This is a genomic window from Paenibacillus sp. FSL P2-0136, from assembly GCF_037975325.1.
In the GTDB taxonomy this organism is placed as follows: Bacteria; Bacillota; Bacilli; order Paenibacillales; family Paenibacillaceae; genus Paenibacillus_AQ; species Paenibacillus_AQ silagei.
In genome coordinates this window covers 6419405-6432431 of the sequence record NZ_CP150244.1, presented here as the reverse complement: position 1 = coordinate 6432431, position 13027 = coordinate 6419405, and the positions used below count along the sequence as shown (strand labels likewise).

9 protein-coding genes, 14 tRNA genes and 4 rRNA genes are annotated in these 13027 nt (G+C 51.2%); 25 read left to right on the top strand and 2 right to left on the bottom strand.

Going from position 1 to position 13027, the window contains the following annotated elements; genetic code table 11:
• Window positions 1–97 precede the first annotated feature (97 nt).
• The 20 genes from NYE26_RS27330 (at window position 98) to NYE26_RS27235 (ending at window position 8284) form a co-directional block, all read left to right on the top strand.
• The gene (locus tag NYE26_RS27330; protein ID WP_339251565.1) at window positions 98–709 is read left to right on the top strand and encodes a stage II sporulation protein M; all 612 of its coding nucleotides are present in this window, start codon (window positions 98–100) and stop codon (window positions 707–709) included.
• Window positions 710–946: 237 nt separating this feature from the next.
• The gene (locus tag NYE26_RS27325) at window positions 947–1177 is read left to right on the top strand and encodes a hypothetical protein (RefSeq protein ID WP_036692450.1); all 231 of its coding nucleotides are present in this window, start codon (window positions 947–949) and stop codon (window positions 1175–1177) included.
• Window positions 1178–1523: 346 nt separating this feature from the next.
• Window positions 1524–3084: ribosomal RNA gene (locus NYE26_RS27320) — 16S ribosomal RNA — on the top strand.
• A 124-nt stretch (window positions 3085–3208) separates the two neighbouring features.
• Window positions 3209–3325, top strand: a 5S ribosomal RNA gene (gene rrf, locus NYE26_RS27315).
• Between the two features lie 47 nt (window positions 3326–3372).
• Window positions 3373–3449 (top strand) — tRNA-Ile (locus tag NYE26_RS27310).
• Window positions 3450–3545: 96 nt separating this feature from the next.
• Window positions 3546–3621, top strand: a tRNA-Ala gene (locus NYE26_RS27305).
• 203 nt (window positions 3622–3824) lie between these two features.
• A 23S ribosomal RNA gene (locus NYE26_RS27300) occupies window positions 3825–6767 on the top strand.
• Between the two features lie 78 nt (window positions 6768–6845).
• A 5S ribosomal RNA gene (gene rrf / locus NYE26_RS27295) occupies window positions 6846–6962 on the top strand.
• Together the 16S, 23S and 5S rRNA genes with 14 tRNA genes alongside form the textbook arrangement of a ribosomal RNA operon.
• 9 nt (window positions 6963–6971) lie before the next feature.
• Window positions 6972–7047, top strand: a tRNA-Asn gene (locus NYE26_RS27290).
• Between the two features lies 1 nt (window position 7048).
• A tRNA-Thr gene (locus NYE26_RS27285) sits at window positions 7049–7124 on the top strand.
• A gap of 12 nt (window positions 7125–7136) precedes the next feature.
• Window positions 7137–7211: transfer RNA gene (locus tag NYE26_RS27280), tRNA-Glu, on the top strand.
• Between the two features lie 140 nt (window positions 7212–7351).
• Window positions 7352–7427: transfer RNA gene (locus NYE26_RS27275), tRNA-Val, on the top strand.
• 53 nt (window positions 7428–7480) lie between these two features.
• Window positions 7481–7554, top strand: a tRNA-Gln gene (locus NYE26_RS27270).
• Window positions 7555–7559: 5 nt separating this feature from the next.
• Window positions 7560–7632 (top strand) — tRNA-Lys (locus NYE26_RS27265).
• Window positions 7633–7647: 15 nt separating this feature from the next.
• Window positions 7648–7731: transfer RNA gene (locus NYE26_RS27260), tRNA-Leu, on the top strand.
• A gap of 7 nt (window positions 7732–7738) precedes the next feature.
• Window positions 7739–7813: transfer RNA gene (locus tag NYE26_RS27255), tRNA-Gly, on the top strand.
• Between the two features lie 8 nt (window positions 7814–7821).
• Window positions 7822–7898, top strand: a tRNA-Arg gene (locus tag NYE26_RS27250).
• 135 nt (window positions 7899–8033) lie between these two features.
• Window positions 8034–8107, top strand: a tRNA-Pro gene (locus NYE26_RS27245).
• A gap of 12 nt (window positions 8108–8119) precedes the next feature.
• Window positions 8120–8193, top strand: a tRNA-Gly gene (locus tag NYE26_RS27240).
• 17 nt (window positions 8194–8210) lie between these two features.
• Window positions 8211–8284: transfer RNA gene (locus NYE26_RS27235), tRNA-Pro, on the top strand.
• Between the two features lie 80 nt (window positions 8285–8364).
• Here NYE26_RS27235 and NYE26_RS27230 read toward each other — a convergent pair.
• Together NYE26_RS27230 and NYE26_RS27225 are read right to left on the bottom strand one after the other, a co-directional pair.
• A complete protein-coding gene (locus NYE26_RS27230) occupies window positions 8365–8778 on the bottom strand; it encodes an ImmA/IrrE family metallo-endopeptidase (protein ID WP_036696270.1) in 414 nt (137 codons plus the stop codon).
• Window positions 8779–8823: 45 nt separating this feature from the next.
• Window positions 8824–9264: a helix-turn-helix domain-containing protein gene (locus tag NYE26_RS27225; protein WP_339251563.1), complete on the bottom strand. Its 441-nt coding sequence runs from the start codon at window positions 9262–9264 to the stop codon at window positions 8824–8826.
• A gap of 298 nt (window positions 9265–9562) precedes the next feature.
• Between NYE26_RS27225 and NYE26_RS27220 the strand changes: the two genes are divergently transcribed.
• The 5 genes from NYE26_RS27220 (at window position 9563) to NYE26_RS27200 (ending at window position 12862) form a co-directional block, all read left to right on the top strand.
• Window positions 9563–10063, top strand: a complete 501-nt coding sequence (locus NYE26_RS27220; protein ID WP_051477960.1) for an ArpU family phage packaging/lysis transcriptional regulator — start codon at window positions 9563–9565, stop codon at window positions 10061–10063.
• Between the two features lie 379 nt (window positions 10064–10442).
• Window positions 10443–10865: a DUF6838 family protein gene (locus NYE26_RS27215; protein ID WP_076081827.1), complete on the top strand. Its 423-nt coding sequence runs from the start codon at window positions 10443–10445 to the stop codon at window positions 10863–10865.
• Window positions 10862–11068: a hypothetical protein gene (locus NYE26_RS27210; RefSeq protein WP_339251560.1), complete on the top strand. Its 207-nt coding sequence runs from the start codon at window positions 10862–10864 to the stop codon at window positions 11066–11068. Before NYE26_RS27215 ends, NYE26_RS27210 begins: the two co-directional genes overlap by 4 nt.
• On the top strand, window positions 11068–12390 hold the full coding sequence (locus tag NYE26_RS27205; protein ID WP_339251558.1) for a phage tail sheath family protein: 1323 nt from the start codon (window positions 11068–11070) through the stop codon (window positions 12388–12390). Before NYE26_RS27210 ends, NYE26_RS27205 begins: the two co-directional genes overlap by 1 nt.
• A 1-nt stretch (window position 12391) precedes the next feature.
• Window positions 12392–12862 carry a phage tail tube protein gene (locus NYE26_RS27200; protein ID WP_036724540.1) on the top strand — a complete coding sequence of 157 codons (471 nt, stop codon included), beginning with the start codon at window positions 12392–12394 and terminating at the stop codon, window positions 12860–12862.
• Window positions 12863–13027: the final 165 nt, after the last annotated feature.

Sequence of the window (13027 nt, the reverse complement as noted above, 5' to 3'; positions counted from 1 at the left end):
TGTTCTAAATGTATGCTCGTACAGGGCGCTTATGACCTCAGATATGAATCATTCCATACGAAATGCAATTCGGCAGAATCCAAATCAGGAGGTACGCATGTTATCTTTTAATACATTTATCAAAGATCTAAGGACAATTCGCACCGCGCTCCTAATGGCCACAATCCTGTTCATAGCCGGGGGAATCTTGGGCTGGCTCGGCACAGGTAGTCTTCAGCAGCTGCTGAATGAGCAATTGAAGGGGATCAGTAAGATTAGCGGGAACCTTAGAGAGTCGTCCAATCCGCAGTGGAGCTTTTTTGTATTCATTTTTCTGAACAATAGTATCAAAAGCGTAGTCATCATTTATCTGGGCGCCTTATTCGGCCTCTTGCCGGCATTCTTCCTGCTCATCAACGGTGCGGTTATCGGCTATCTGATTCATTTGTCCGCGATACAGGGACAGGATCTGTTCACGCTGATTGTAAAAGGACTGCTGCCGCATGGCATCATTGAGATTCCGGCCATCATCATTGCCTGCGCCTTTGGGCTGAAGTTCGGCAGTAAGGTGCTCTCTGCACTCTTTGGATCGATGAAGCGGAGCGGGGAAGGAGCAATGAATTGGCAGGCCTTTATGCGGCAGACCTTCACCGCTTCGGTCTGGATTGTGATTCTGTTATTTGTGGCAGCAATCATCGAGAGCACAATTACATTTTGGCTTTTATCATAAAATCTTGGGGAATTGTGCATAACAGTAAAGCCGAAACATTTGGATCTGCTGCCAGGTTGAATAAAGAGAGTCCATAAATGGAATTTTCTTATGATAATGGTTATAGGTTCAATACTCCGGTTAATTTAGTGTAAGCACTTCAATAGAGCTTCCCACATCAAATGGCTTTTTTGATTGAGATGAAACGGCGTTTGATGGTTTTGGATAACTATGAATTTCATGAAGGAGGCCAAGCATATGTTGGGGATGTTATTCAATGAGAAGGAATGCAAGGAGCTGGACTATGTTTTGCGCAAAGAGCTGGATGAGATGCTACTGGATATGAGTGATCAGCGTTTAGATCAGAACATTAGGCATGCGATTGCCAATCGATATAAAACAGTTTTCCGTATGTATGCACGATTTGCTCCACAGAAAGAGCTGTCTAAGTATGCATGGGGTGGACGTTCTTCTCAGTTCAAGCACTAGGCTGAAGCAGGCTGATAACCGGAATAAATAAAATGAATGAAATAGCTTGACGAAAAGGGAGCCGACATGATACATTATATCTCGCGCTCCTTTTGAATGTTTAAAGAGAAGACGCAGGCAAGAAATAATGAAAAATAACTTTTTCAAAAAAAAGCTTGCCAAACAACGAAACACTATGATATATTATGAAGGTCGCCGCTGAGATGCGGTGAAGAGCTAAAATGAGACATTGATCTTTGAAAACTGAACAACGAGTGAGTGGGAAATCACTTCGGTGAGATCCAAAAATGAGAATGTGAATTCTCGTCAGATGTTTGAAAATGAGCAATCGCTCTTTCTAAATACCAATTTGGAGAGTTTGATCCTGGCTCAGGACGAACGCTGGCGGCATGCCTAATACATGCAAGTCGAGCGGAGTTTGAGAGGAAGCTTGCTTCCTTTCAGACTTAGCGGCGGACGGGTGAGTAACACGTAGGCAACCTGCCCTCAAGCCTGGGATAACTACCGGAAACGGTAGCTAATACCGGATAATTTCTTTTTTCTCCTGAGAGAAGAATGAAAGGCGGAGCAATCTGCTGCTTGGGGATGGGCCTGCGGCGCATTAGCTAGTTGGTGGGGTAACGGCCCACCAAGGCGACGATGCGTAGCCGACCTGAGAGGGTGAACGGCCACACTGGGACTGAGACACGGCCCAGACTCCTACGGGAGGCAGCAGTAGGGAATCTTCCGCAATGGGCGCAAGCCTGACGGAGCAATGCCGCGTGAGTGATGAAGGTTTTCGGATCGTAAAGCTCTGTTGCCAGGGAAGAACGTCCGGTAGAGTAACTGCTGCCGGAGTGACGGTACCTGAGAAGAAAGCCCCGGCTAACTACGTGCCAGCAGCCGCGGTAATACGTAGGGGGCAAGCGTTGTCCGGAATTATTGGGCGTAAAGCGCGCGCAGGCGGTTATTTAAGTCTGGTGTTTAAACCTTGGGCTCAACCTGAGGTCGCACTGGAAACTGGGTGACTTGAGTACAGAAGAGGAAAGTGGAATTCCACGTGTAGCGGTGAAATGCGTAGATATGTGGAGGAACACCAGTGGCGAAGGCGACTTTCTGGGCTGTAACTGACGCTGAGGCGCGAAAGCGTGGGGAGCAAACAGGATTAGATACCCTGGTAGTCCACGCCGTAAACGATGAGTGCTAGGTGTTAGGGGTTTCGATACCCTTGGTGCCGAAGTTAACACAGTAAGCACTCCGCCTGGGGAGTACGGTCGCAAGACTGAAACTCAAAGGAATTGACGGGGACCCGCACAAGCAGTGGAGTATGTGGTTTAATTCGAAGCAACGCGAAGAACCTTACCAGGTCTTGACATCCAACTAACGAAGCAGAGATGCATCAGGTGCCCTTCGGGGAAAGTTGAGACAGGTGGTGCATGGTTGTCGTCAGCTCGTGTCGTGAGATGTTGGGTTAAGTCCCGCAACGAGCGCAACCCTTGACTTTAGTTGCCAGCAGGTTGAGCTGGGCACTCTAGAGTGACTGCCGGTGACAAACCGGAGGAAGGTGGGGATGACGTCAAATCATCATGCCCCTTATGACCTGGGCTACACACGTACTACAATGGCCGGTACAACGGGAAGCGAAGCCGCGAGGTGGAGCCAATCCCAGCAAAGCCGGTCTCAGTTCGGATTGCAGGCTGCAACTCGCCTGCATGAAGTCGGAATTGCTAGTAATCGCGGATCAGCATGCCGCGGTGAATACGTTCCCGGGTCTTGTACACACCGCCCGTCACACCACGAGAGTTTACAACACCCGAAGTCGGTGGGGTAACCCGCAAGGGAGCCAGCCGCCGAAGGTGGGGTAGATGATTGGGGTGAAGTCGTAACAAGGTAGCCGTATCGGAAGGTGCGGCTGGATCACCTCCTTTCTATGGAGAATCGTCTTCTGCAACGAAGACATTCAAATCGGAAGCTTTGCTTCCACAATAGAACCTTCGGGTTCGGACACTCACTCGTGTTCAGTTTTGAAAGAGCAAGTCTCTTTCGTATGCGTTTGGTGGCGATAGCGGAGGGGTTCCACACGTACCCATCCCGAACACGACCGTTAAGCCCTCCAGCGCCGATGGTACTTGGACCGAAGGGTCCTGGGAGAGTAGGACGCCGCCAAGCGAACAATCAATTCATTGATTGCTTCACTACTGCAAGTTTTGTTATATGGGCTTTTAGCTCAGTTGGTTAGAGCGCACCTCTGATAAGGGTGAGGTCGGTGGTTCGAGTCCACCAAGGCCCACCATATAACAATCTGGAATTGAATAGCAAGTACCGGGGTCCCCGAAAAGTAATCGGAATTAACCTCGAAGCTACACCTCACTTTTTGGGGTGATTATATGGGGCCATAGCTCAGCTGGGAGAGCGCCTGCCTTGCAAGCAGGAGGTCAGCGGTTCGATCCCGCTTGGCTCCACCAATCATGTTTTACAACAGTATATGCACATCGTCTGTTATTCCGAACATCACAGTCGTGATTGTTTCATAATAACAGCAACTTGATCCTTGAAAACTGGATACCGAAACGAATTTGCGTTTTAGAACATTCCTTTAAGCTGAACTTGTGTAAACAAGTTTCATATTAATGGCGATACTAGCGATTTTCCTTAGGGAAAACGCATTGGTTAAGCTACTAAGAGCACACGGAGGATGCCTAGGCGCCAGGAGCCGACGAAGGACGTGGCGAACAACGAAACTGCCTCGGGGAGCTGTAAGCAAGCTTTGATCCGGGGGTGTCCGAATGGGGAAACCCAGCTGTGGTAATTCGCAGTTACTCATTTCTGAATACATAGGAAATGCAGAGGCAGACCAGGGGAACTGAAACATCTAAGTACCCTGAGGAAGAGAAAACAATAGTGATTCCGTCAGTAGCGGCGAGCGAACGCGGAACAGCCTAAACCAAGAGGCTTGCCTCTTGGGGTTGTGGGACGTCTCACATGGAGTTACAAAGGAATATGGTAGGCGAAGAGGTCTGGAAAGGCCCGCGATAGAGGTAAAAGCCCTGTAGCCTAAACTGTGTTCCCTCCGAGACGGATCCCGAGTAGTGCGGGGCACGTGAAACCCCGTATGAATCCAGCAGGACCATCTGCTAAGGCTAAATACTACCTGGCGACCGATAGTGAAACAGTACCGTGAGGGAAAGGTGAAAAGCACCCCGGAAGGGGAGTGAAATAGAACCTGAAACCGTGTGCTTACAAAAAGTCAGAGCCCTATGCTGGACTTGTCCAGCACGGGTGATGGCGTGCCTTTTGTAGAATGAACCGGCGAGTTACGTTTAACATGCAAGGTTAAGGTGAGAAGCCGGAGCCGCAGCGAAAGCGAGTCTGAATAGGGCGACTTGAGTATGTGGACGTAGACCCGAAACCGTGTGATCTACCCCTGTCCAGGGTGAAGGTGCGGTAACACGCACTGGAGGCCCGAACCCACGCATGTTGAAAAATGCGGGGATGAGGTGGGGGTAGCGGAGAAATTCCAATCGAACTCGGAGATAGCTGGTTCTCCCCGAAATAGCTTTAGGGCTAGCCTCGGTGAATGGAGTGGTGGAGGTAGAGCACTGATTGGGTGCGGGGCCCGCAAGGGTTACCAAGCTCAGTCAAACTCCGAATGCCATTTACTTCTTGCCGGGAGTCAGACAGTGAGTGCTAAGATCCATTGTCAAAAGGGAAACAGCCCAGACCATCAGCTAAGGTCCCCAAGTGTGTGTTAAGTGGGAAAGGATGTGGAGTTGCACAGACAACCAGGATGTTGGCTTAGAAGCAGCCACCATTGAAAGAGTGCGTAATAGCTCACTGGTCGAGTGACTCTGCGCCGAAAATGTAACGGGGCTAAACACACCACCGAAGCTATGGCTAGATGCACTAGCATCTGGGGTAGGGGAGCGTTGTATGTGGGTTGAAGGTGTACCGTAAGGAGCGCTGGACAGCATACAAGTGAGAATGCCGGTATGAGTAACGAAAAGATCAGTGAGAATCTGATCCGCCGAAAGCCCAAGGTTTCCTGAGGAAGGCTCGTCCGCTCAGGGTAAGTCGGGACCTAAGGCGAGGCCGACAGGCGTAGTCGAAGGACAACAGTTTGAAATTACTGTACCACCGTAATCCGCTATGAGCGATGGGGTGACGCAGGAGGGTAGTGACGCGGACTGATGGATGTCCGTCTAAGCAGTGAGGCTGGTGTGCAGGCAAATCCGCACATCGTTAAGGCTGGGCTGTGATGGGGAGCGAAAATTATAGTAGCGAAGGTCATGATCTCACACTGCCAAGAAAAGCCTCTAGCCAGGAGAAGGTGCCCGTACCGCAAACCGACACAGGTAGGCGAGAAGAGAATTCTAAGGCGCGCGGAAGAACTCTCGTTAAGGAACTCGGCAAAATGACCCCGTAACTTCGGGAGAAGGGGTGCCTCGGTAGGGTGAATAGCCCGAGGGGGCCGCAGTGAAAAGGCCCAAGCGACTGTTTAGCAAAAACACAGGTCTGTGCGAAGCCGCAAGGCGAAGTATACGGGCTGACGCCTGCCCGGTGCTGGAAGGTTAAGGGGAGCGGTTAGGAGCAATCCGAAGCTGTGAACCGAAGCCCCAGTAAACGGCGGCCGTAACTATAACGGTCCTAAGGTAGCGAAATTCCTTGTCAGGTAAATTCTGACCCGCACGAATGGCGTAACGACTTGGGCGCTGTCTCAACGAGAGATCCGGTGAAATTTTAATACCTGTGAAGATGCAGGTTACCCGCGACAAGACGGAAAGACCCCATGGAGCTTTACTGCAGCTTGATATTGAATTTGGGTACGATCTGTACAGGATAGGTGGGAGCCGTGGAGGCAGGAGCGCAAGCTTCTGCGGAGGCGCCGTTGGGATACCACCCTGATCGTATCTAGGTTCTAACCTAGTGCCCTTATCGGGTACGGGGACCGTGTCAGGCGGGCAGTTTGACTGGGGCGGTCGCCTCCTAAAGAGTAACGGAGGCGTTCAAAGGTTCCCTCAGAATGGTTGGAAATCATTCGCAGAGTGCAAAGGCATAAGGGAGCTTGACTGCGAGACCTACAAGTCGAGCAGGGACGAAAGTCGGACTTAGTGATCCGGTGGTACCGCATGGAAGGGCCATCGCTCAACGGATAAAAGCTACCCTGGGGATAACAGGCTTATCTCCCCCAAGAGTCCACATCGACGGGGAGGTTTGGCACCTCGATGTCGGCTCATCGCATCCTGGGGCTGAAGTAGGTCCCAAGGGTTGGGCTGTTCGCCCATTAAAGCGGTACGCGAGCTGGGTTCAGAACGTCGTGAGACAGTTCGGTCCCTATCTGTCGTGGGCGCAGGAAATTTGAGAGGAGCTGTCCTTAGTACGAGAGGACCGGGATGGACGTACCGCTGGTGCATCAGTTGTTCCGCCAGGAGCATGGCTGAGTAGCTACGTACGGACGGGATAAGCGCTGAAAGCATCTAAGCGTGAAGCCCCCCTCAAGATGAGATTTCCCAGTATGTAAGACCCCTTGAAGACGACGAGGTAGATAGGTTGGAGGTGGAAGTGCAGCAATGCATGGAGCTGACCAATACTAATCGGTCGAGGGCTTATCCAAAAAAAATAATTCGCAGATTTGTTTCGGATTCAGTTTTCAGGAATCAAATTCCTGAAGCATTTACGCTGTAAATGCCCGTTTGGTGGCGATAGCGGAGGGGTTCCACACGTACCCATCCCGAACACGACCGTTAAGCCCTCCAGCGCCGATGGTACTTGGACCGAAGGGTCCTGGGAGAGTAGGACGTTGCCAAGCGGACAATATTCCCTGATAGCTCAGTTGGTAGAGCACTCGACTGTTAATCGAGTTGTCACAGGTTCGAGTCCTGTTCGGGGAGCCATGCTCTCATAGCTCAGCAGGTAGAGTGCTTCCATGGTAAGGAAGAGGTCACCGGTTCGAATCCGGTTGAGAGCTCCACAAATTTTTTAAGGCCCGTTGGTCAAGGGGTTAAGACACCTCCCTTTCACGGAGGTAACATGGGTTCGAATCCCATACGGGTCACCATTTTTTATGGGATGAGAATTCCCTGGGTTCGTTGAAGCATAGGCATCGTAAGGAATACTTCGCAATCTCGTAACGGAGTGAAGAGTATCCCATACGGGTCACCATTTTTAACTAGTACCCTTATTAGTCACCATACATATGGAGGCTTAGCTCAGCTGGGAGAGCATCTGCCTTACAAGCAGAGGGTCGGGGGTTCGAACCCCTCAGCCTCCACCATAATGTTCTTGATATTTGAGGGAGATTGTGGGCATTATATAGGTATCTATTGTAGGGGATTCGCCAAGTGGTAAGGCAACGGACTCTGACTCCGTCATCATAGGTTCGAATCCTATATCCCCTGCCAAATATGAGCCATTAGCTCAGTTGGTAGAGCACCTGACTTTTAATCAGGGTGTCGAAGGTTCGAGTCCTTCATGGCTCACTTTTATTGATTCATGCGCGTGTGGCGGAATGGCAGACGCACCAGACTTAGGATCTGGCGTCGTAAGACGTGGGGGTTCAAGTCCCTTCACGCGCACCACTTATTTGCGGACGTGGCTCAGCGGTAGAGCATCGCCTTGCCAAGGCGAGGGTCGCGGGTTCGATTCCCGTCGTCCGCTCCAAATTTTTTGCGCCCTTAGCTCAGCTGGATAGAGCGTTTGACTACGAATCAAAAGGTCGGGAGTTCGAATCTCTCAGGGCGCGCCATTATTACTTCTTGAATATTCAAAGTGTCCTCTAGATTCGAACGAGTTCGTTGGAGCATAGGCTTCGATAGGATTACTTCGCAATCGGATGCGCAGCATCCGTATCTCTCAGGGCGCGCCATTATTACTTCATTAACGGGATGTAGCTCAGCTTGGTAGAGCACCTGGTTTGGGACCAGGGGGTCGCATGTTCAAATCGTGTCATCCCGATATTTCACCTTTGCGGGTGTAGTTCAATGGTAGAACTTCAGCCTTCCAAGCTGATAGCGTGGGTTCGATTCCCATCACCCGCTCCATAATAATTTCATAGTTTCGGGATGTAGCTCAGCTTGGTAGAGCACCTGGTTTGGGACCAGGGGGTCGCATGTTCAAATCGTGTCATCCCGATCGAACAGCTTATGGCTGGCCAATGAACTCTTACTGCGGTAAGAGTTTTTTGTTGCGTCATTAAAGGAACGTATGTTCCTTTAATCGTCTAAAAAAAAGACAACCTCAGCCGGGATGCCAATCCTTGCATAATAGCTCTGTAGGGACTCATCTTGCTCAATGGCAGTGCCGACCGATAGCAGCTTAACCGCGAACAGGTTAGCCTGCCGCTCCAGCTTGCCTGGCGAGAAATACGAATTCTCCTCCAGAAAAAAACGGTTGACCCCTTTGTGCAGACGGTCATGCGCGAGTTCATGGGCGCATACGAATCGTTGCCACTCCAGCGGCAGCTGGTTATGAATGACGATGAACCTTCTTCTTAACTTCCGATAGTAGAGGCCCTTGGTGCCGTCACCCAGATGCATGAACCGGATGTGAATCCCCAGTGCTTCAGCCAGCTCGAAGGGGCTGCTGGTATTGTATTTTTTGACCAAACGCTTGATTAGCTCATCCATATTCTTCACCCGCAGCATGTTAATAGTAGTTGGATTGCCTGGTACTTACTCCTTGCCTGGATCGTGCTTGGGCGTGGTCCGCTTGTTCATCTGCTTTGCCTCCCAGAACAGGCCGGTTAATACGTCCTTGATCCGCTGCTTATCCTCCTTGTTCAGGGGAATTCCATCAAACATCAGCTCACCATCATCCTCCAGCATTTGGCGGAAGTCACGCTTATCCTTGCTGGTAGCCCAGGCAGGCACAGCGCCCTCTGTACTGCTCTCCGTCTCGGTTAAATAACCGGCATGGCCCATCAGCTCCTCGTACGACACATCGGTCGCTTCAGCAATCTTACGCAGGGTAGCCGGCTTGGGGACACCCCGTAATCCATTCTCGATTCGTGAGATTTGGGCTCCACTGATACCGGCAAGCGCTGCCAGCTGATTAATGGTCAATCCCTTTCCTTCCCGAAGCTGTCTCAGATAGTATCCGAATTCCTCTGCCATCGATAACCACTCCTTATCCCTAATCACCTAAAAAGCTGTTGTACTTACTATAAGCTATTTATGCCAATAGGTAAACAATAAAGAGTCTATTATTGCCAAAAGGTAAGAATGGGCATGCATTTAGCTTGTTTGTGCTGCAAAACGGGCTAAAATGAGGTTTTACTGAATTGGTAGATAAGTGGTATATTATGAAAAAAGGCGAACAATATACGAACAAGTAGAATTTTAACACATTTGGCCGGAAAGGTCCGCAACAAAGTTCTTAAATCTGTATAACATCTAAGGAGTGGTATAAATGATGATTCTATCTTCGCTGCCCGAGCTTGACCGCCGCCGAACTCAGGTCACTATAGAGAATATGCTGGAGAAGTACCGGATTTTCAAATCTGTAACGTTTGAGGCTAAAGAGGCCGGGATTACGTACTCCTATACGGAACGGTTCCATGGCGCAACCCATACGGTTACTGATCAGACAGCAGCGATTGCCACGCATAATGTAGATGTGCCTGCTGCAAGACGGGCGTACTGTGCTGTGATTGATTCGGTTGTAGAGCGGCTTACCCAGAGGGAACAACAACTGGTGCGGGAGAGATACATGCGCAGAGAGGAGAGCTACGACTACACGATATACAATCATGTGTTCGATCCTCCGGTGAGCAAGGATACTTATGTGAAAATAAGGTCGAAGGCGTTCTATAAGATGGCGCTTGCACTTGCTGATCTGCAGCTGTTGTCTCTGGCTACGCTCACGAAGACCCCGGCTGGAGGGAACCTGCCTAAGGAGCAGAAATCCTTTTGACAACATGCAGCTACCATATGTAATCGACATGGCCGTATTGCCCGCCGGGGTGATGCGGCTTTTTGTTTCAGATGAGGGGACCGCCTTTTACCATCCCTAGTACCACCGGAAGTTATCGCTAATTCCTCTGTAATAGCGCCTGCGCAAGGTCTCAGGGGGTCTATGATTATAACATGGCAAATGAAGCAGAAGGACACCGCAGGAGCATGAATGCTCCACCTCATCGAAGCCTAAGACAGGCCGGCAGACAAGCGCGGTGAAAGCTCCTTCGGTCATTGCCGGGTACAAGACGGGTCCTATTCTTCCTGAATCGAGCCCGCGAGTGACTTCAAGAAAGGCAGGAGGGATTACCACATCTAATCATGAGAGGAATGAAATCATGACGGTACAACATCTACGGGGGAATATCACTGCTGCGCTGGGGCAGTTTTTCCCGGATATTCCTGTTTATGTGGAAGGGGATAAGCCTCAGTCAGCCTACTTCAGGCTGGAGCTGCTCTCGGCAACCTACGACAGGCAGCGTGAAGGCAGATACATGGCGGTCTACCGCTTCGGTATCCGCTATGAGCAAGGCAGTCTGCTGGATGCAGAGGCTATAGCTGACGGGCTCTGTGAGGCGCTGGACGCAAGAGAAAGTGTGAATCCCGCTTATCGGGTGGTGCGCCAGTCCTGGGTAGCCGGAGCAGAGGAACGGGGCGCACTGTTCACCGTGGACTATATGCTCTATCTCCAGAAGCAGAAGCAGCCGGAGGAAGAAGCAGAGCTGATGGGACACTTCACAGAAGGGGCGCGGCTGAAATGAGTTCTAAGGAAATGAAGGCAATTGAGCAGGAACGCGGAAGCGGGAAACCGGATGCTTTTGGGAAAAAGCAGATCAGGAACTCGGCCCTGTTCGGCCCTAAGGAAAAGGATGTACTGGAGGTAGTTCTGCAAGAGGACGGGAGCTACACTTTGGAAGAGGCTAAGCACTTAATGGAGCGTTATCTAAATAAGGAGGTTATCTAATGGCTGGAGGAACATGGACAACACAAAACAAGGTGCGTCCGGGGGTATACGTAAATGTGGCCTCGAACGGTATTGTGGCAGGGAAAATGGGAGAACGCGGTACGGCTGCCTTGGCACTTGCACTGCCTTGGGGGCCTGCGGGAGTCATTCTAAAGCTTACGGCACAGGATGATTTTCAGCAAAAGCTGGGCTACGGTCTGACGGCAGCAGAGCTGCTGCCGGTAAGAGAGGTGCTGAAGCGGGCAGGCACACTGCTGCTCTACCGTCTGAATCAGGGTGTGAAGGCTGCTGTGACCAATAACGGAGTTCAGGCGACTGCGCTGTATGGCGGGGAACGCGGGAATGTGCTTAAGGTAGTAATCGAGAAAAATATCGATGACGCTACTCAGTTCGATGTCCGGACGCTGCTGGACGGGGTAGAGGTGGACAAGCAGACGGTAAGCGCTGCTGCCGGTCTGGCTGCGAACGCTTATGTAGAATTTAAGCCGAGTGAATCTGGGGCGCTGACGGTGAGCGCTGGACTGCCGCTGGCAGGCGGGGCGAATGGTACGGTTACGAATGCGGAGCATAGTGCGTTCTTGTCGGCACTGGAGGTTCAGGATTTCCAGACGGTAGGTCTGGTATCGCAGGATAACACGCTGAAGTCGCTGTATAGCTCCTATGTGAAGCGTCTGCGTAATACGGAAGGCAAGAAGGTGCAGGCGGTCTTGTCCGATTACGCTACGGCTGACCATGAGGGCATCATCAGTGTGGCGAACGGCGTCATTTTGAGTGATGGAACGGTAGTGGATAAAGCTCATGCCGTGGCTTGGGTTGCGGGGGCAACTGCCGCTGCTGCTGTGAACGAATCTCTGACTTATCAGGCCTATGACGATGCTGTAGATGCGGATGTGCGTTTCAGCCATTCCGAGACTGTAGAAGCGCTCACAGACGGAGAACTGCTCTTCACCTATAGCGGAGGCCGTGCAGTAGTGGAGCAGGACATTAACACGTTCACCTCCTTCTCCACAGACAAAGGCAAGGCCTTCTCCAAGAACCGCGTGCTGCGGGTGCTGGATGGGATCGCTGGTGATTTGAAGCGGATTTTTGAGAGCTACTTCATTGGCAAATTGCCGAATAATGAGGACGGGCGCGCGCTGTTCTGGTCGCAGTGCGTCACTTATATGAATGATCTGCAGAACCTTGGTGCGATTGAGAACTTCAATGCACAGAGCGATATTGTAGTGACTCCTGGAGCGGACAGTGACAGCGTAGTGCTGGAGGTAGCTGTGAAGCCGGTAGATTCCGTAGAAAAAGTATATATGAAAGTGAAGGTGGTCTAAGATGACATTCTTGAGAGCCAGCGATACGCTGTCCGGCCAGGAGGGCCGGGCGTATGCCACGATTAACGGACAGACGGAAGAAATGTTCTATGTCAAAACCCTGGAAGCCACTGTAGAGAAGCAGAAGGCGGAAGTGAAGACGCTTGGACGCCGCGGGGTGCAGCATAAGGCGACCGGCTGGTCGGGCAGCGGTACGATGACAATTTTTTATATGACGAGCCGTTTCCGCCAGATGATGCTGGAGTACATGAAGACAGGGATTGACCAATACTTCAGCATTATCGTGACCAATGAAGATCCGTCCTCAACCGTGGGCGCCCAGCGCATCATGCTGAAGGATGTCAATCTGGACAGTGTGATTATGGCTTCGCTGGATACGGAGTCGGATGCGCTGGAGGAAGAGGTTGCTTTTACCTTCGAGGATGTGGAATTGGTGCAGCCCTTCGCGGCTCCGGCAAATGCCGGCCAATAAGGCATAAGCGGGCTATCCGCAGGTTGTAAAAGAGTAAATGACTGAATAAGTTGGGGGCTCCCGCAAAGTATCTGGACGATCACTAAAGAAGTCATAGCCGCTGTGCGGCGGTATTCTGCGGCGGGCCTCTTCGCTGCCCTAACACAATAAGAATCTGGGAGGAAC

Bases quoted from the DNA above. Each gene is read 5' to 3' on its own strand.
- NYE26_RS27330 (WP_339251565.1), top strand. From the start codon at position 98: ATGTTATCTTTTAATACATTTATCAAAGATCTAAGGACAATTCGCACC.
- NYE26_RS27325 (WP_036692450.1), top strand. From the start codon at position 947: ATGTTGGGGATGTTATTCAATGAGAAGGAATGCAAGGAGCTGGACTAT.
- NYE26_RS27230 (WP_036696270.1), bottom strand. From the start codon at position 8,778: ATGGATGAGCTAATCAAGCGTTTGGTCAAAAAATACAATACCAGCAGC.
- NYE26_RS27225 (WP_339251563.1), bottom strand. From the start codon at position 9,264: ATGGCAGAGGAATTCGGATACTATCTGAGACAGCTTCGGGAAGGAAAG.
- NYE26_RS27220 (WP_051477960.1), top strand. From the start codon at position 9,563: ATGATTCTATCTTCGCTGCCCGAGCTTGACCGCCGCCGAACTCAGGTC.
- NYE26_RS27215 (WP_076081827.1), top strand. From the start codon at position 10,443: ATGACGGTACAACATCTACGGGGGAATATCACTGCTGCGCTGGGGCAG.
- NYE26_RS27210 (WP_339251560.1), top strand. From the start codon at position 10,862: ATGAGTTCTAAGGAAATGAAGGCAATTGAGCAGGAACGCGGAAGCGGG.
- NYE26_RS27205 (WP_339251558.1), top strand. From the start codon at position 11,068: ATGGCTGGAGGAACATGGACAACACAAAACAAGGTGCGTCCGGGGGTA.
- NYE26_RS27200 (WP_036724540.1), top strand. From the start codon at position 12,392: ATGACATTCTTGAGAGCCAGCGATACGCTGTCCGGCCAGGAGGGCCGG.